Origin of the sequence: Cedecea neteri (assembly GCF_000757825.1) — a bacterium.
Classification (GTDB): Bacteria; Pseudomonadota; Gammaproteobacteria; order Enterobacterales; family Enterobacteriaceae; genus Cedecea; species Cedecea selenatireducens.
In genome coordinates, this window is the sequence record NZ_CP009451.1 from 4,393,199 (window position 1) to 4,410,365 (window position 17,167).

At 56.0% G+C, this 17,167-nt stretch carries 17 protein-coding genes, 1 tRNA gene and 1 pseudogene; 7 read left to right on the forward strand and 12 right to left on the reverse strand.

Annotation, left to right across the window (positions count from 1 at the left end; genetic code table 11):
- Positions 1–201: 201 nt before the first annotated feature.
- Together JT31_RS20270 and JT31_RS20275 are read left to right on the forward strand one after the other, a co-directional pair.
- Complete coding sequence (locus tag JT31_RS20270; protein WP_038481388.1) at positions 202–576, forward strand: type II toxin-antitoxin system RelE/ParE family toxin; 375 nt, start codon at positions 202–204, stop codon at positions 574–576.
- Complete coding sequence (locus tag JT31_RS20275) at positions 561–863, forward strand: helix-turn-helix domain-containing protein (protein WP_038481391.1); 303 nt, start codon at positions 561–563, stop codon at positions 861–863. The genes JT31_RS20270 and JT31_RS20275 overlap by 16 nt, the downstream gene beginning before the upstream one ends.
- A 46-nt stretch (positions 864–909) precedes the next feature.
- On the opposite strand, the gene JT31_RS20280 is transcribed toward JT31_RS20275, so the two are convergent.
- Positions 910–1,284: a DUF4440 domain-containing protein gene (locus JT31_RS20280; protein ID WP_038481395.1), complete on the reverse strand. Its 375-nt coding sequence runs from the start codon at positions 1,282–1,284 to the stop codon at positions 910–912.
- A gap of 3 nt (positions 1,285–1,287) precedes the next feature.
- The gene (locus JT31_RS20285) at positions 1,288–2,664 is read right to left on the reverse strand and encodes an MFS transporter (protein ID WP_038481398.1); all 1,377 of its coding nucleotides are present in this window, start codon (positions 2,662–2,664) and stop codon (positions 1,288–1,290) included.
- Positions 2,665–2,774: 110 nt separating this feature from the next.
- Here JT31_RS20285 and JT31_RS20290 point away from each other — a divergent pair, with 110 nt between their 5' ends.
- Positions 2,775–3,674 (forward strand): LysR family transcriptional regulator, encoded by a 900-nt coding sequence (locus tag JT31_RS20290; protein ID WP_038481401.1) that lies wholly within the window; start codon positions 2,775–2,777, stop codon positions 3,672–3,674.
- Positions 3,675–3,691: 17 nt separating this feature from the next.
- Here JT31_RS20290 and JT31_RS20295 read toward each other — a convergent pair whose 3' ends face one another.
- Together JT31_RS20295 and deoD are read right to left on the reverse strand one after the other, a co-directional pair.
- Positions 3,692–5,218 carry a purine-cytosine permease family protein gene (locus JT31_RS20295; protein ID WP_052049030.1) on the reverse strand — a complete coding sequence of 509 codons (1,527 nt, stop codon included), beginning with the start codon at positions 5,216–5,218 and terminating at the stop codon, positions 3,692–3,694.
- Between the two features lie 22 nt (positions 5,219–5,240).
- Positions 5,241–5,954 carry a purine-nucleoside phosphorylase gene (deoD, locus tag JT31_RS20300; RefSeq protein WP_235212943.1) on the reverse strand — a complete coding sequence of 238 codons (714 nt, stop codon included), beginning with the start codon at positions 5,952–5,954 and terminating at the stop codon, positions 5,241–5,243.
- Positions 5,955–6,172: 218 nt separating this feature from the next.
- On the opposite strand from deoD, the gene JT31_RS20305 reads away from it, so the two are divergent.
- Both JT31_RS20305 and JT31_RS20310 read left to right on the forward strand, forming a co-directional pair.
- Positions 6,173–6,916, forward strand: a complete 744-nt coding sequence (locus JT31_RS20305) for a Crp/Fnr family transcriptional regulator (RefSeq protein ID WP_235212888.1) — start codon at positions 6,173–6,175, stop codon at positions 6,914–6,916.
- A gap of 85 nt (positions 6,917–7,001) precedes the next feature.
- Entirely contained in the window at positions 7,002–8,129 is a 1,128-nt protein-coding gene (locus JT31_RS20310; RefSeq protein WP_038481407.1) for a DNA alkylation repair protein, read from the forward strand.
- A gap of 65 nt (positions 8,130–8,194) precedes the next feature.
- On the opposite strand, the pseudogene JT31_RS24105 reads toward JT31_RS20310, so the two are convergent.
- The 3 genes and pseudogenes from JT31_RS24105 to JT31_RS20320 form a co-directional block, all read right to left on the reverse strand.
- Positions 8,195–8,346: pseudogene (locus JT31_RS24105) on the reverse strand (helix-turn-helix domain-containing protein); the annotation flags it as partial.
- 44 nt (positions 8,347–8,390) lie between these two features.
- Positions 8,391–8,846 carry a GNAT family N-acetyltransferase gene (locus JT31_RS20315; RefSeq protein ID WP_176982028.1) on the reverse strand — a complete coding sequence of 152 codons (456 nt, stop codon included), beginning with the start codon at positions 8,844–8,846 and terminating at the stop codon, positions 8,391–8,393.
- A gap of 195 nt (positions 8,847–9,041) precedes the next feature.
- A tRNA-Asn gene (locus JT31_RS20320) sits at positions 9,042–9,117 on the reverse strand.
- A gap of 197 nt (positions 9,118–9,314) precedes the next feature.
- Between JT31_RS20320 and JT31_RS20325 the strand changes: the two genes are divergently transcribed.
- Positions 9,315–10,769, forward strand: coding sequence for an EmmdR/YeeO family multidrug/toxin efflux MATE transporter (locus JT31_RS20325; RefSeq protein WP_038481414.1), 1,455 nt, complete (start codon positions 9,315–9,317; stop codon positions 10,767–10,769).
- Here JT31_RS20325 and JT31_RS20330 read toward each other — a convergent pair.
- The gene (locus tag JT31_RS20330) at positions 10,766–12,007 is read right to left on the reverse strand and encodes a mechanosensitive ion channel family protein (protein WP_038481417.1); all 1,242 of its coding nucleotides are present in this window, start codon (positions 12,005–12,007) and stop codon (positions 10,766–10,768) included. The two genes, JT31_RS20325 and JT31_RS20330, sit on opposite strands and share 4 nt — an antisense overlap.
- 159 nt (positions 12,008–12,166) lie before the next feature.
- Here JT31_RS20330 and ldtA point away from each other — a divergent pair, with 159 nt between their 5' ends.
- The gene (gene ldtA / locus JT31_RS20335) at positions 12,167–13,102 is read left to right on the forward strand and encodes a L,D-transpeptidase (RefSeq protein ID WP_038481420.1); all 936 of its coding nucleotides are present in this window, start codon (positions 12,167–12,169) and stop codon (positions 13,100–13,102) included.
- A 44-nt stretch (positions 13,103–13,146) separates the two neighbouring features.
- Here ldtA and JT31_RS20340 read toward each other — a convergent pair whose 3' ends face one another.
- The 4 genes from JT31_RS20340 to puuR form a co-directional block, all read right to left on the reverse strand.
- Entirely contained in the window at positions 13,147–13,395 is a 249-nt protein-coding gene (locus tag JT31_RS20340) for a DUF1471 domain-containing protein (protein ID WP_235212889.1), read from the reverse strand.
- A gap of 283 nt (positions 13,396–13,678) precedes the next feature.
- The gene (locus JT31_RS20345) at positions 13,679–14,959 is read right to left on the reverse strand and encodes an NAD(P)/FAD-dependent oxidoreductase (protein ID WP_038481425.1); all 1,281 of its coding nucleotides are present in this window, start codon (positions 14,957–14,959) and stop codon (positions 13,679–13,681) included.
- Entirely contained in the window at positions 14,956–16,449 is a 1,494-nt protein-coding gene (puuC, locus tag JT31_RS20350; RefSeq protein WP_038481428.1) for an aldehyde dehydrogenase PuuC, read from the reverse strand. The genes JT31_RS20345 and puuC overlap by 4 nt, the downstream gene beginning before the upstream one ends.
- Positions 16,450–16,587: 138 nt before the next feature.
- On the reverse strand, positions 16,588–17,145 hold the full coding sequence (gene puuR / locus JT31_RS20355) for an HTH-type transcriptional regulator PuuR (RefSeq protein ID WP_038481431.1): 558 nt from the start codon (positions 17,143–17,145) through the stop codon (positions 16,588–16,590).
- Between the last annotated feature and the right edge of the window lie 22 nt (positions 17,146–17,167).

Below are 17,167 nucleotides of genomic sequence, written 5' to 3' on the forward strand. Positions count from 1 at the left end.
TGGGCGAGGTTATCTCGCCCATTTTTTTATCTGCGAGTTAGTTCCCATCCGCTCTGCAACATCCCGTATACGTCAAAAAACACCTGAAGGCCGCTCGACCATTCTGAATCAGAGTCATGTTCCGCTTCATTTTCACACAGATAATCCACGATATAGTCTTGTGTCTATATAGTATTTAACCTATATTGAAAAGGATGTCGTATGTGGTCGATAAAAATGACGGATACGTTTGATGCCTGGTTTACGGCATCGGATGATGCAATCAAAGCCAGCGTCATCGCATCAATGGTGTTGCTGAAGAGCAGAGGACCTTTACTAAGCAGGCCTTACGCAGACACGGTGAGAGGTTCGCAATACGCCAACATGAAAGAGCTGCGCGTTCAGTGCAGAGGCGAACCATTAAGGCTATTTTTCGCTTTTGATATAAGACGTTGCGCCATCCTGCTGTGTGCTGGCAATAAGGCCGGAAACGAGAAACGATTTTATGATGTCATGATTCCTCGGGCCGATAAGGAATTTGCAGCTCACCTTAAACAGTTAACGGAAAAGGAGCAGATAGAATGGGTCGAACACTAGAAGAGCTACTTGCCACGGAAAAACCAGAAGTTGTCGCCGCCGCGCAGGCCATGGCCGATGAAATGCTGCTGAATATCCATCTGGCTGAGCTACGCGATCGGGTAAGGAAAACGCAGAACGAGATGGCGCAAAAGCTGGGCGTGAAGCAGCCGACCGTTGCCGAAATGGAAAAAAAAGGCCGTGATATCAAGCTATCCTCGCTCAAACGCTATGTCGAAGCGGCGGGCGGCAAGGTTCAGCTGGATGTTGAGCTACCGGACGGCTCTCACTTTAAAATTGCGCTCTAAAGCTATTCGGGCAGGAAGACGGCCTATGCCGTCTCCGCCGGGTAATCTATGCCTGCCCGGTTTCCTGCAAGTGACGCCACAGCACCTGTTCACCTTCACGACGGAAGATAACGGTAGACCAGCGCCCGGTAGTCGAGCCGTTCAGGGTCTGCGTCTCGCGGTAAAGCACGGCGGCACCGTACTGCCATTCGTCCAGCAGAGTAAGGTTATCGACTTCAATTGCCAGCCCTTCACGGCTGCCGCCGCTGGCGCTGAAAAAGCCGCAAAGCGCCGGGTAATCCAGCTTTGTACCGCTCAACGCGATCATCGAATAATCGTCAGAAAAGCGTGCCAAAATCGCCTCCAGCTCGCCCTGGCCCGCGCCAAGCCACTGCTCAATGGCAACATGGGCGTCAATCACCTCTTTAAACCAGATATTCATCGCTCAGTGCTCCTTTTGGATAAGTTGATTTTTAATGTGCTGATTATTCAGCCGTAGATGATAAGCCAGCGGGGCAAGCGTCCCGGCGGCGGCAAGGCTAAAAGTAAAAAGGTAAGCGCGAGGGGCGGGCATCAACCCCTGTAATACGGCCAGCAGCAGGCTCAGCAGCGCCACGCCAAAGCAAAAGCTTAGCTGGCGATTAATGTTCCACAGCGCGCTGGCTTCGGGCATTGCCTCAGAAGCTATGGAGATAAAAGCGGTGCTCTGCGCCGTGCTGCTGGAAAGGCTCCCGCCCAGGCCCATCAGAATATAAGCCCCCACCAGCAGCGGAGTTTGCTCGCCGGAACTGACCTGCGCCAGCAGCAGGATCCCTGCAGCCTGAAGTAAGCCTCCGGCAGTAATCAGCGGGCGAGGGCCGAGGCGGTTAAACATCTTGCCGGTAAACGAAATTGCGACAAAAGAGGCCAGCGCCCAGGGTAGCATCAGCATGCCGGTTTGGGTGGCGGACAGGCTCAGCTGAGTTTGCAGATAGACGATGCTGACCAGGCTGGTGCCCATAAAAATGCCCGGAATGCATTGGTAAACGAACATCGCGTAGCGCAGCAGCGGGTCTGCCAGCAGCGGCAGGCTGAATAGAGGATAAGGGTGCCTGCCGTTCCGGCGAACGAACAGCCACAGAATAAGCGTGCCGGAGGCCAGTAACAGCAGCGCCGATAAATGTGCCGCCGGTTTTCCGGCCTGGGTGACGCCCAACAAAATAGCAAACAGTCCGGCAGATCCCAGTATCAGCCCTTTGACGTCCAGCGGCCTGCGGGGAGTTTGTTGCCCGGTGGGTTTTAGCCACAGCCTGGCGAGCACTAACGTTAGCAGCGCCAGCGGCAGGCTCGACAAAAATATCCAGCGCCAGCCGAAAGACTCCACCAGCAGGCCGCCCGCCGTTGGCGAAAGCGCCGGAGCCAGCAGCGCCACCAGCATAATGGCTGATGAAAGTCTGGCCCGCTCGTGTACCGCAAAAAGCTGCCAGGTCAGCGCCTGGCCAACGGGGATCAGCAGCCCGCCGCCAACGCCCTGCAGAATACGCGCGGCGACCAGCGCCTCGAGGCCAGACGCGAGGCCGGATGCCAGCGTACCCAGCGTAAATAGCGCAAGTGAAAGCATAAACAGGCGTTTGGCGCCCAGGCGCTGCGTCAGCCACGCGCTGCAGGGAATAACCAGCGTCAGGCCGCAAAGATAGCCGTGGCTTATCCACGCCAGTTCGGTGACCGGCGCATTAAGCTCCCTGCCCATTTCAGGCCAGGCGACGTTGGAGATAAACATATTGATCAGGTCGAGAAAAAAGCCGAGCAGATAAACGGCAGCAACCCTGTAGCGGTAAGGCATAACGGTTCTCGTGAAAAAGAAAAGGTGATTTCAGCAGGTTCGGCCGGGCGGATAAATCCTGTTGCGGCTGATACACTGTCAAAAATAATTTGATAATCAGGCGAATTAGCATGCTGAACTTACAGCGAGTGGCGCAGTTTGTGGCCGTGGTGGAGGCCGGGGGCTTTACCGCCGCGGCGCAATCAGCGCAGCAAACTAAGGCGGTGATAAGCTTTAACGTTCGCCAGCTTGAGGCGGAGCTTGGCGTTTCGCTTCTCGTGCGCTCCACGCGCCGCGTGGCGTTAACCCAGGCGGGCGAGGTGTTTTACCAGCGTGCTTTACAGCTCTTAAGAGAAAGCGAAGCGCTGGTTGAAGACGTTCAGGGGCACCACGGAGGATTTTCGGGCGAGCTGAGTATTTCGACGACGCCGGAATACGGCCAGGCAAAGGTCATTCCCGCCCTGAGCGCCTTCGGCAGGCTGCATCCCGGGCTGACTATCCGGCATGAGTCCTCTTCTGCTCCGGTTAACCTAATCTCCGGGCAGTTTGACGTTGCTATCCGCCTCGGCAAGCTGGTGGATTCCTCTTACCGCGCCGCGCTGATAGAGCGCTTTGAGATTGTGGCAGTTGCCGCCCCGCAGTGGATCGAACGCAACCCGATCGGCAGTCTGGAAGCCCTGGCCGAAGCGGAATGGGTTATTCATCGTCGGCTGCCAACGCCGAGAGAATGGCAGGTTATTGGGCGTGACCAGGAAACGCGAGATCTTACGATTACCGGGCCAGCACGCTTTATGACCGACACGGCGGCAGCGCTAATGGCCTTTGTGGTGCAGGGCTGCGGCGTGGGTTTACTGCCCGAATGGCTGGTGCGAAACGCGATAGAACGCGGTGAACTTCAGTACGTACTGCCTGAATATCGTTTCCCCTCCCAGGGGATTTATGCGGTTTACCCAAATACCCGGCACGTTCCGGCGAAGGTGCGTGCGCTGATAGATTTTTTACAGGACTGGGAAAGTAACAGACCCGCTTAGCGGGTCCGTTTTTAGGCTTACAAAGCTTTTTGAGCCTTGCCCTGCAAGGTTACAGCCGCTGGCGCAGATGAGATCCCCGGCAGCTCAATCTTCAGGCCGAAGGTCAGCAGCGAATACATCACGCCGCCGGTCAGCATCGAGACAATCACACCCAGGTTCGCGGTGGCAAAGACGCTATGGCGGGTCTCTTCCGTCAGCAGGAAACCGACCACATGCGCGATATACGGGTCGCCCGAGGTAATCGTGCCCAGGCCCACAAACGTTGCCACGCCCAGCGAAAGCAGCGCCGTCCAGCGGCCATCTCTGCCACCAAAACCCGCCTTGTTCGCCATCGCCACATCCCAGCCCAGACGCTTCTGGCGCAGGAAGTCGATTAGCTGAATCGCCCCGGCGGAGCCAATCACCACCGAGATAGAGGCCAGGAATGACTGGAAGGTCGCGAGGAACGAGTCAGAAATAAACATCAGGTAGAACGCGCCGAAGCCTATGATGGCCGCGTTCAGCGTGGTGGTCGTGGCGCGGCTGGCGGGAATACCCAGCGCCAGTAATGCCAGGCCGGAACTGTACACGCCGGTAATCGCAGCCGCCAGCAGCGAAACGATAATCACGATGGAAAACGGTACGTAGAACCAAAACGGCAGCAGGTTAGTCAGCGAGGCGATAGGCGACTGCGCCGCAGCTGCGCTCAGCTCCGGGTTACTGTCGGCCAGAAAAGCGCCCAACACCAGCAGAATGCTTACCGGCAGGGAAATCCCCGTTGTCGTCCAGAAAATAACTTTTGAGGCCTGCGTTTTCTTCGGCAGATAGCGCGCGAAGTCGCCGCCGTAGTTCAGGAAGCCCAGGCCCACCATGGTCATCGCCATCACCACGCCGCCGATCCAGGTCAGCAGATCGCCGTGCGCGGCGCTCTGGCCCAGCTTTTCCCAGTGAATATGCGGCAGCATCAGGAAGATAAAAATGATGCTCATAAACCCGGTCAGCCACGCGATGTATTTCTCGACCTTCATGATCAGCTGGTGGCCATAAATGGCGACCGACATGGTCAGCGCCAGGCTGACGATAAACCAGCCGAGAATGCAGACCAGCGTTGGTTTGCCGTCCGCCAGCGCAAACGCCGCGGGCCAGAGTTTGGCAAACAGCGCCGCGCCGGTGGACGAGGCGAGGGTAATAATGGTGATTTTCCAGCCCATGTTGGAGATATAGGCAAACAGCGTCGGGAATTTATTGCCATGATAGCCGAAGCAGAAACGGGTCTGGGTCAGCGTCGGCAGGCCGGTTCTTGGCCCGCCCACCGCCAGCACGCCGACCAGGCAGCAGGAAAGCAGGTAGCCGAGAATCCCGGCGGCGATCGCCTGCCAGACGCTCAGGCCCAGCGAGTAAACGTAAATCCCGTAGGTCATCCCCAGAATGGAGACGTTCCAGGAGAACCAAATCGGGAACAGCCCCGAAGGTTTGCCGTAACGTTCAGCTTCGGGCACGGCATTGACGCCGTTTGATTCAACTTTTATGCCGCCAGAGGCCGGCTGGTGTGTAGAGTTTGTCATCGGAGAACCCTTATGGGAGAAATCAATCGCAGAGAATTGCGGTTTCTAAAGCGAGCTCAATCATTTTGTCTAACGTGTTTTGGAGTTCTTCTGCCGTCGGCTCTTCCCCCGTAACGCTGCTTACGCAGGCCGTTAGCAGGCTCAGGGCTTTGGCGCGGTACTGCGCGGCGATAGTGAATAGCGCCGAGGTTTCCATTTCCACCGCAAGGATGTTCATCTTTTTGAGGGCAGGGAGCATGCCTTCGGGTTTGTCGTACAGCAGGTCGTTGGTGAAGGTGTTGCCGAACTGGGTCGGAATATTATTTTGCTCAGCCGCCATCCAGCAGCGGCGCAGTAGGTCAAAGTCCGGCACGGCCGCGTAGTCATAGCCGCCAAAGCGGTCGCGGTTTACCGAAGAGGACGTCCCCGCGCCGGTGGCGACAATCACGTGGCGCATATCCACGCTTTCATCCACCGCGCCACAGGTGCCGATGCGAATAAGCTGCTTAACGCCAAACGCGTTGATCAATTCATGGACGTAAATCGAAACGGACGGAATGCCCATCCCGTGCGCCATCACGGAAAGACGCTTGCCTTTGTAATAGCCGGTAAAGCCGAACATATTGCGGGTATCGCACACGCGCTTTGCATCGGTTAAATAAGTCTGCGCGATGTACTGCGCGCGCAGCGGGTCGCCGGGCATGATCACGGTTTCGGCAAAGTCGCCTGGGTTGGCGTTAATATGTGGCGTCATCAGACGATCTCCTGGCTGGTTTCATGCCGCTAAGATAGAAACCCCGTCGCTTGCAGAAAAAGGCAAATGTCCGACCGGACTGACGGCGATCACAAAATTGATTTTTGCCCTGGCAAGAAAAGAGAAACGCCAGGGCTGGCAAGGGATGAGTAAAACGCGGAGTATTGACAATACCGAGGGACGATAGTTAATCTCAGCCGCCTTTTTCACCGCAGAGTCTGGTGAAACAGGCAATACTTGACGAGTTAGTGACCTTATTTTGCTGCGTGGCAGCCCTGCCGGAGAGCGACAACACCATGAATATTATTCAGCAGTTCGCTCAGCGCGGGCACCAGATCCTGCGCGATGCCGTGTACGCCGCGCCGCTTAAAACCAAAGAGATCGGCCCCGACGAATTTATTCTGCGTCAGGGCGAAGAGATCAAAGCGCTTTACTGGATAACGCTCGGCGAGTACACCATGCACTACAACGCCGAAAACGGGAAAGCGTTCAGCCTGGGGCAGCGCTTCGTCAGCGATACCATCATCGGCGAAATTGAATATCTGACCCACACGCCGAGCCAGTTCTCGGTCGTGGCCCACGACACCATGGCGGTAAAAGTCATCCCGCTGGCGATGATGGACACCATCCTGACCAGCCACGCGGAAGTCGGCGTCTGGCTCAGCCAGCTGCTTTCCACCAGCTACCAGCGCGGGATGGCGAGAACCATGGAACGCTTCCTGCAGCCGCTGGTGTTTAACATCGTGGCCGACCTGTATGAACGCCATCAGCAGAACAAGCCGCTGGTGGACTTCTCGCAGGTGTCCCGCGAGGCCGAACGTTTTGGCTGCTCTGAAAGAACCTACCGCCGCGTCATTAATCAACTGATAGAAGAGCAGTACATTCAGAAAGTGGCCCATGAGTACGTGATTTGCGACATAGAGAAATTCCGCCAGGTGCTGACCCATCCAGGGCGCATTGGCTAGCAAAATTTATGTAGCAAACGGCTAAAAAACCGGGAAAAAACGGTGATAGACTCCGGCAATACATCATCCGCAAGGGAGTAGGGCTGTGAGTGAGTCCGTCGAAAATCAGAACGCGTTTAAGCATGCTTTTAATCATGCGCTTTTGCAGGACATTGCGAACTTAATCGCGCAGCACTATCCCGCCTTTAACGTCGATGCCTTTCTAAAAAAAGCAGAGAAGCTGGATAAGCTGGAGATGAAGGCCAGGGTCCAGACCATCCGCGACGCGCTGGCGGCTGAGCTGCCGCAGGACTACCCGGCGGCACTGGGCGTGGTGGTTTCGGTATTAAAAGAGAATAAGCTTCGCGGTTTTGCCGTCTGGCCCTTCGCGGAGTTTATTCAGGTTTATGGCCTGGACCAGCCGGAAATTTCCCTCGAAGCCCTGAAAGTGGTCACCGTTTGTTTTACCGCCGAATGGGCGGTGAGGCCTTTTATAAAACAGGATCCTGACGCAACCATGCGCTTTCTGCTCAAATGTGCGCAGGACGAAAGCGTGGACCTTCGCCGCTGGGCTTCGGAAGGCACACGCCCGCGCGTGCCGTGGGGCGAAAAGCTGCATCTGTTTATCAAAGACCCGGCGGGAACACGTGCGATTCTGGATGCCCTGAAGTTCGACCCGGAGCTGTACGTCCGAAAAAGCGTGGCCAACCACCTGAACGACATCACCAAAGATCACCCGGACTACGTAATTCAGCTCCTGCAAAGCTGGCAGCAGCAGGCGAAACAGTCCGGCAGTGAAGAGGTAAAAAAAGTCGCGTGGATAACCCGCCACTCGCTGCGCACCTTAATTAAGAACGGTCACCCGGACGCGCTGGCGCTGATCGGCGTGCAGCACGGCGCGGACGTCGCGTTGGATGCCTTCTCAATCAGGCAAAAAGCCATCGCCCTCGGAGGAAACCTGGAATTTAAGGTCAGCCTGCGCTCAACCAGCGACGCTCCACAAAATATCGTGGTCGATTACGTACTGCACTTTATGAAAGCCAACGGCAGCACCGCCCCGAAGGTCTTCAAGCTCCGCGCGTTCGAACTCCCGGCCGGAGGCTCAGTTACCATAGAGAAAAAGCACGCGGTGAAGAAAATCACCACCCGCCAGTATTACTCCGGCGTGCAGCAGATCGAGATCCAGGTCAACGGTAAGGTGCTTGGGGGAGATGAGTGGGCGTTGGATTTATAGCAAGTATTCGCCACCGGCGGTTTGCGGGTGGCGACAGTTTTACTGCTCTTTAGTCTTACGTTGGCCGACAGCCAGGTTTGCTCAGGGGCAACGCCTAACGCATCGGCAATAAGCCTTTCCCCTTTAGGCCAGCGCGCTTTAACGCATTTGCCAGCGTAAAAGACGCCAGCCCAGCTTTACGATACACCGGCGCCAAAAACGGACCTTGTACACTCAAAAGAACTGAGGCCGGGCAGAGTGAAATGCTTTTTATGTTTGCTTTTATCTATTGTTATAGATATCAGGCCGGGTAATAGCCCACGCGTAATTTTTCTTATTCACCGGTTCATAGCCAAATTTTTCATAAAGCCACGGCGCAGTTGTTGTGAATAACAAGACCCTGCGAAGCTTTTCAAACACCGGGTGGCTATGAATACATTCCATAAGCCATCTTCCCAACCCGTCGCCCTGGTATTCCTCAAGTACATACACATCACAAAGATACGCGAAAGTTGCATAATCCGTTATCAGACGTGCAAAACCTGCCTGGGATTCATTATGATAAATGCCAAAGTTAAGGCTGTTCGCTGCTGAAGTGGTGACAGTTTCCAGATCGATACCTTTTGCCCATGTGGATCTTGTCAAATACTGATGCACAGCCTGTATGTTCAACTTTGCATTGTCAGTACTAATCAGAAAATCATTCATCCGCCATTCATGTATCGCTGAAATGCTCACTTTGACACCTGCACAGATACTTTAGGGAGGCTTAACCTTAGCATTGTCTAAGAGAAATGATCAGAACTGAATCGGGCTGACTTCCAAAGATTGAACCGTTAGCGCTAAAGTACAACTTCCGCTCTTCGCTCAAAGCAGAAGCAAAGAATCAAAAGCAAAAGCCCGCTTAAGTTTCCTTAAGCGGGCTCTCGAATATGGCTCCTCTGACTGGACTCGAACCAGTGACATACGGATTAACAGTCCGCCGTTCTACCGACTGAACTACAGAGGAATCGTGTGAACGGGGCGAATATTAGCGGCGGCTCAGGGGCTTGTCAAAGGCAAAATCTCACGGTGCGGTGCGTTTGCAGAAACTATCAACATCTTGTTGCCTTTTCAGGCAATCAGAGACAAAAAAATCCTTTGCAGGATAACGATTTGTCGCCCATTATTTGAAATGCCGTTTTATCTTTCCTTGCAGGTCCTCGCTTGAACTTACATGCAGTCCTTCGCCAGACCGTGGCGAAAACGCCGTGGTACGCCAAACGTAAGAGTTATCGGGTGCTGTTCTGGCGAGAGATAACGCCGCTGGCGGTGCCTATCTTCCTAGAAAACACCTGCGTGCTGCTGATGGGCGTACTCAGTACCTTCCTCGTCAGCTGGTTAGGGAAAGAGGCGATGGCGGGCGTGGGACTCGCCGACAGCTTTAATATGGTTATTATGGCGTTCTTCGCCGCTATCGACCTTGGCACCACGGTGGTGGTGGCGTTCAGCTTCGGCAGGCTGGATCCGGAGCGGGCGAGGGCGGCGGCCAGGCAGTCGCTGATCCTGATGACCATCGTGTCATTTATTATGGCCGCAGGCATTCACCTGGCGGGCACGCATATCATCGATGTCATCGCCGGGAACGCCACGCCAGAAGTAAAAGGTCTCGCGCTTTCCTACCTGCAAACCACCGTCTGGAGTTACCCGGCGGCGGCCATCGCGCTTATCGGCAGCGGTGCGCTGCGCGGGGCGGGGAACACCAAAATCCCGCTGCTGATTAACGGCGGCATGAACATCCTCAATATCATCATCAGCAGCATTCTTATCTACGGCATCTTCGGCTGGGGCGGGCTGGGCTTTGTCGGCGCAGGCCTGGGGCTGACCATTTCCCGCTATATCGGCGCGGCGGGTATTATTTTCGTGCTGATGATTGGCTTTAATCCGGCGCTACGCATTTCGCTGAAAAGCTACTTCACGCCGCTCAACTGGGGCATTTTATGGGAAGTGCTCGGCATCGGTATCCCGGCCAGCGTCGAGTCGGTGCTGTTCAACGGCGGCAAGCTGCTGACGCAGATGTTCGTCGCCGGGATGGGCACCAACGTCATTGCCGGGAACTTTATTGCCTTCTCCGTGGCCTCGCTGATTAACCTGCCGGGCAACGCCCTCGGGTCGGCGTCAACAATAATCGTCGGCAGGCGGCTTGGAAAAGGGCAAATCGGCCAGGCCGAGCGCCAGCTGCGCCACACGTTCTGGCTCGCCACGATTGGCCTGACGGTCATTGCCTGGGGAACCGCGCCGTTCGCCGGGCTGTTCGCCTCGTTCTATACCAGTGAAGATGACGTCAAAGAAGTCGTTAAAGTCCTGCTGTGGATGAACGCCGCGTTTATGCCTATCTGGGCCGCGTCCTGGGTGCTGCCGGCCGGGCTGAAGGGCGCGCGCGATGCCCGCTACGCGATGTGGGTGTCGATGGCGGGAATGTGGGGTTGCCGTGTTATCGCCGGTTACACGCTGGGGATTGTGCTCGGGATGGGCGTGGTGGGCGTCTGGCTGGGGATGTTCGGCGACTGGGCGGTGCGCGGCGCGTGCTTCTACTGGCGAATGATCAGCGGTCGCTGGCTGAAAAAATACCCACGACCGCCGAAAGAACCGCTTACGGTGCCAGAAGAAAGCGCCGTTTAGCGATCGAAAGCCCCGGCAATGGCACGCATGTCGTTGCCGGTTGGCGTCTGGTGAATACGCAGCCCAAACTCGTCCACCACGGCAAAAATGTGGTCGAAGATATCGGCCTGGATGCTTTCATACTCCGCCCACACCACGGTGTTGGTGAAGGCATAAATTTCCACCGGCAGCCCTTCGCTTTCAGGGGCAAGCTGGCGCACCATCAGGGTCATGTCTTTGCGAATACGCGGGTGGCTACGCAGGTATTCATTCAGGTAAGCCCGGAAGGTGCCGACGTTGGTCATTTTGCGCTGGTTCAGCACCGAGTCGTCGGCGTGCTGCTGGTTATATTCGCTGATCTCTTTCCCGCGCTCCGCCATATACGGCTGCAGCAGCTTCGCCTTAAGGAGCTTCTCCTGCTCGTCCTGTGACAGAAAACGAATGCTGGTAGTGTCGATGTTCACGCTGCGCTTAATGCGTCGCCCGCCGGAGGCCGACATCCCGCTCCAGTTTTTAAAGGCGTCAGACACCAGGGCGTAGGTTGGGATGGTGGTAATGGTATTGTCCCAGTTGCGGACTTTCACCGTCGTCAGGCCGATGTCGATCACCGCACCGTCCGCGCCGTATTTCGGCATTTCAAGCCAGTCGCCCATCTTCAGCATGCTGTTGGCAGAGAGCTGGATCCCGGCCACCAGGCCAAGAATCGGATCTTTAAACACCAACATCAGCACGGCGGCCATCGCGCCGAGGCCGCTTATCAATATTGCCGGGGATTTCCCAATCAGCAGCGAAACCATCATGATGCCGACGACAATCGCGGCCAGCAGCTTCACGCCCTGGAAAATGCCCTTCAGCGGCAGTTGAGAAGCGAAAGAGGATTTACCCGACAGGCCGAAAATCACATCCAGCAGGGAGAAGAAGGACATCAGCGCGTAGAGCATCACCCACAGCTGGGCGCAGGTGGTCAGAATGGTCGCCGCGTCGCTGCCTTTTTGCAGCCATAACACAGCCTGAACGTTAACGATGATGCCCTGCAGCAGAAACGCCAGCCGGTGAAACAGCTTGTTCTGGGTGATTATCTGCAGCGAGAGGCTGGAGCTGGACTGTGCCCGCTTCTCAAAGGCCCGCAGTACAATGCCGTGCAGAATAAAATGCACGACCAGCGCGGTCAGAAAAATGATGCCGAAAATGACGATCAGGGAAGTGGTGTGGTTGGGTTCAATACCGTATTGCTCGAGGGCGGATATCAATTCCTGCATAACGTCTCCTTTAAAAACAAGAGGACATCATGCCCTCTGAAGCCAGAGGTCGCAACCCGACCGTTCAATTTGTAAACATATTCACCGCCGATCCTTACAGAATTTTCTCGGGGCGGTTATGCTTAACGTATTCACGTCATGTTAACTAACAGGGAAATTATGATTCGTTTCTCCACGCTGGCTTTTGCTCTGGCGGCGGTCACGCAAAGCGCGCTGGCCGTAACTTATCCTTTGCCGCCGGAAGGCAGTCGCCTGGTTGGCGCGCCGATCACGTTGACCGTGCCGGAGGGCAACAAGGAGCCGCTGGAACATTTTGCCGCCCAGTACGGGCAGGGCTTCAGCAATATGCTGGAGGCTAATCCGGGCGTCGATCCATTCCTGCCCAAAGTCGGCACGCAATTGGTTATTCCCCAGCAGGTTATTTTGCCGGACACCGTGCGTGAAGGGATTGTGGTGAACGTGGCGGAAATGCGCCTCTACTATTATCCAAAGGACAGCAACACGGTTGAAATCCTGCCGATCGGCATCGGTCAGGCCGGGCGTGAAACGCCGCGCAACTGGGTAACTCGCGTGGAGCGCAAGCAGGACGCCCCGGCCTGGACGCCAACCCCGAACACCCGCCGCGAATACGCCAAAGAAGGCAAAACGCTGCCTGCTTTTGTGCCGCCGGGGCCGGATAACCCGATGGGCCTGTACGCCATTTACATCGGCAAGCTGTACGCCATTCACGGCACTAACGCCAACTTTGGCATCGGCCTGCGCGTCAGCCAGGGCTGTATCCGCCTGCGCAACGACGACATTAAATTCCTGTTCGATAATGTGCCGGTCGGGACTCGCGTACAGCTGATTGACCAGCCGGTGAAGGCCACCACAGAGCCGGACGGCAAGCGCTGGTTAGAGGTTCACGAGCCGCTGTCGCGTAATCGCGCGGAGTTTGAGTCCGACAAAAAAGTCCCGCTGCCGATGACCACGGTATTGCGCAGCGAAACTCAGGCGTCGGATGTGCATGCTGCCGTCGTCAGCGAGGCGTTGAATCGCCGTTCCGGTATGCCGGTACAAATAAATGCAGCCGCTACGGAGTCCGGGCGGCTGTAATTATCGGTAAGAAAAAGAAAAGCTCGCCATGCGCGAGCTTTTCTTTATTTGAATAATTCTGCCGTGGCGAAGAGCTTATTTTGCCCGCCTGCGGAGGTCACTTTAAAAGAGGTTGCCCCGGCCTTATCGGCTTTGTCGGAAAGCTGATTAATAGCCTGGTCAAGCGTAGTTGCGCCGCTGGTTGAAATGGAGCCTATGCTTTGCCCGGCGCTTGCCTGCTGAACTTCAGTGGCGGCTAAAACCGTGCCGGTCAGGGCGGTAAATACGGTAAGGGCAAGGGCGGAAGTTATCATTTTACGCATCATAATGAGTCTCTCAATGTGGGTAATAAGCGAGTCGTCGGTGAATGCGTTGCATGCTACGTTGCCGCCTGGTTAATTAATAGCAGGGGTTATTGATGAAGACTTTCAAAAATTCTGGCTGGTAATATCTGGGTGTTATTGACTGTAAATTAGCTTAAGCCGCCTTATATTTTCCTTAATTAATCTGCCGCAACGTGAAGTTTTCGCGGCGATAAAGCTTTGGGGCGTTAATAAAAAAAACGCACGGAGGGATCGCTCCGTGCGTCGGGTTTATTTAAACCCCAAGGCGATCGCGAAGACTGTAGTAAGCCGCGCCCATCGCGGTAAACGGAATACGGAACGTGCGCCCACCAGGGAACGGATAGTGCGGCAGGTTGGCGAAGGCGTTGAAGCGCTCGGCGTCACCGCGCAGCAGCTCTGCAATCAGGCGGCCAGCCAGATGGGTATAGGTGACGCCGTGCCCGCTGCAACCCTGGCTGTAGTAAATATTGTTATCCAGACGGCCCACCTGCGGCATGCGGGACAGCGTCAGCAGGAAGTTCCCGGTCCAGCTGTAGTCAATCTTCACGCCTTTCAGCTGCGGGAAGGTTTTCAGCAGGTTAGGCATCACCAGGCGCTCAATATCTGCCGGGTCACGCGCGCCGTAGACCACGCCGCCGCCGTACAGCAGGCGGTTGTCGGCCGTCAGGCGGTAGTAATCCAGCAGGTAGTTACAGTCTTCCACACAGTAATTTTTCGGGATCAGCGAACGGGCAAGATCTTCGCCCAACGGCTCGGTGGTCAGCACCTGGGTGCCGCACGGCATGCTACTTTTTGCCAGCTCTGGTTCGAGCTTATCGCCAAGGTAGGCGTTACCGGCCACGATCACGTACTTCGCCGTGACCTTGCCTTTCGCCGTGCTGACGACGGCCGGGCTGCCGTGCTGAATATGGGTCACCGCAGACTGTTCGAATACTCGGCCACCGTTGAGGCGAATGGCGTTAGCTTCGCCAATGGCCAGGTTTAGCGGATGAATATGGCCGCCGCTGTGGTCGAGCAGGGCACCCACGTAACGATCGCTGTTCACTTCGCGTTTGATTTCGCCGGCATCCAGCAGCTCCAACTGGGTATTGCCATAACGCTCCCAGTTAGCTTTCTGCTCTTCAAGCTTTTCCAACTGCTTGTGGTTCATCGCAACGAACAGGCCGCCAGGGCGATAGTCGCAGTCAATCTGATAGCGCTTAATGCGTTCGCGAATAATTTCTCCGCCTTCAAACATCATGCCGCCGAGCATTTTGGCCGCTTCCGGGCCATAGCGGCGCTCAATCACATCAATATCGCGGCTGTAGGAGTTAACCAGCTGCCCGCCGTTGCGCCCGCTGGCGCCAAAGCCGATGCGGGCGGACTCTAACAGCACCACGTCATAGCCCATTTCGGAAAGATGTAGCGCAGAAGAAAGGCCGGTATAGCCGCCGCCGACCACGCACACGTCGCAGGTTACGGACTCGGTCAACTGCGGGAAGGGCTCATATTGATTGGCGCTGGCCGCGTAATAGCTGGTGGTATGTTCAGTCATGATGAAGGCTCCAGGGCAATCCAGATGGTTTTCAGTTCGCTAAATTTTTCGAGGGCATGCAGGGACTTATCGCGTCCGTTGCCGCTCTGCTTGTAGCCGCCAAACGGGACGGTCATATCGCCGTCATTGTAGTTATTGACGAAAACGGAACCTGCTTTAAGGCTGCGGCTCATACGGTGGGCTCGGGAAAGATCGCGGGTCCACACTGCGGCACCGAGGCCGTAGTCGCTGTCGTTGGCAAGCGATAGCGCCTGAGCTTCGGAGGTAAAGCGGGTGACGACGAGCACCGGGCCAAAGATCTCTTCCCGGCCGACTCGTGCATCCGCTGCGGTGTCGATGAAAATCGTCGGGCCGATGGCCGCCGGGTGGCTGCCGTTACGCCCGTCGAGCGCCAGCTTGCCCTGGCTTTCGCCATCGCGAATAAAGCCGTGGACGTTGTCGGCGTGGGCGCTGTCGATAAGCGTGCCCATCGTCGTTTCAGGGTCCAGCGGGTTGCCTGGCTGCCAGTTTTTGGCCTGCTCTTTCAGCAGGGCGATAAACTCATCGGCGATGCTTTCTTCTAACAGCAAGCGAGTACCGGCGATGCAGACCTGGCCCTGGTTATAGAAAATACCGGCGGCGGTGGTGGCGGCGGCCTTTTTCAGATCCGGGCAGTCGGCGAAAACGATATTGGCGCTTTTGCCGCCCGCTTCCAGCCAGACGCGCTTCATGTTGCTGTCGCCTGCATCTTTTAGCAGCTGTTTGCCGGTACGGGTGGAGCCGGTGAAGGTAATCACGTCCACGTCCGGGTGCTGAGCCAGCGCCTGTCCCGCTTCGTGACCAAACCCGGTCACGACGTTAAACACGCCGTCCGGCAGGCCCGCTTCTTTGGCCAGCGCCGCAAGGCGAATGGCCGACAGCGGTGATTTCTCCGAAGGCTTGAGGATGACGCTGTTGCCCGCGGCCAGCGCCGGGCCGAGCTTCCAGCAGGCCAGCAGCAGCGGGAAGTTCCAGGGCACAACGGCGGCAATCACGCCAACCGGTTCGCGCACAATCAGCGCCAGTTCGTTAACACCTGTGGTGGCGACTTCACCGTACACTTTGTCGATGGCTTCGGCGTACCAGCGAATGGCGCGGGCGCTGCCCGGAATATCATCACGCAGGCTATGGCGGATAGGTTTGCCGGTGTCGAGCGTCTCCAGCAGCGCCAGTTCCTCGTGATGCTGTTCCATTAAATCTGCCAGCTTGCCGAGCACGGCTTTGCGTTTTGCCGGGGACGCCTGCGCCCAGTCGCCACGCTCAAAAACACTGCGAGCTGCCCGAACGGCAACGTCCACGTCCGCTTTTTTACCACGGGCGACTTCGGCGAGATTGCGTTGCGCAAAAGGATCGACGGTACTGAATGTTTCGCCGTCTTTGGCAGAGCAATATTCGCCGTTAATAAACAGGCGGGTTTCCGGCGAGGCATTTTTTGCTTTTTCCTGCCAGTAATTAAGATGCTGAAAGTCCATGATGACTCCTTTTATTCAATCGGATAAATGGCCTTACTGGGTTCTTCAGGCAAATTTGGGCTGCAAAAAGCCCCAGGAATTGAGTCCTGTTAAAAACGTGGTTTAAATAAGGCCTGAAAAACTCAGGCCTGAAAATAATTAGAACGTGGTGGGGGTGTGGGCGCTGATAATGCGGCAAATACCTGCCGAGGTGTTGCTGAAGCTGTGCGGCATGCTGGTGTTAATCGCATAGCTTTGCCCCGCAACAAGGTGCCAGGTTTGCCCGTTTACGGTCAGAACCACTTCACCTTCCAGTATCGTGCCCGTCTCCTCACCCTGGTGTTTGATCCTCTCGCCGGTGGTTGTGCCCGGCTGATAGGTCTCAATGATCATCGCCAGCGTACGGTTAGGATTCCCATTGTGTATTAATTTCATTGAAACACCCTGACTGCCTATTTCAATCAGGTCGTCATAATTAATAACCACCTGCGGCTCAACAGGTTTTTCCGGTTCCGCGAAGAACTCGGAGAGCGACAGCCCGTAGACTTTCAGCAGCTTTTGCAGCGTACTGATGGCAGGACTTACTTTGTCCTGTTCTATGGTGCTGATGGCGCTATGCGTTAATCCAGACAGTTCGGCGGCACGACGTTGAGAAAGACCCAGTTGCTGGCGGATCGCTGACAAACGTTTACCCGGCGCCAGGCCGTCATCGCTCATATTGGCATTTCCTTAACAGTAG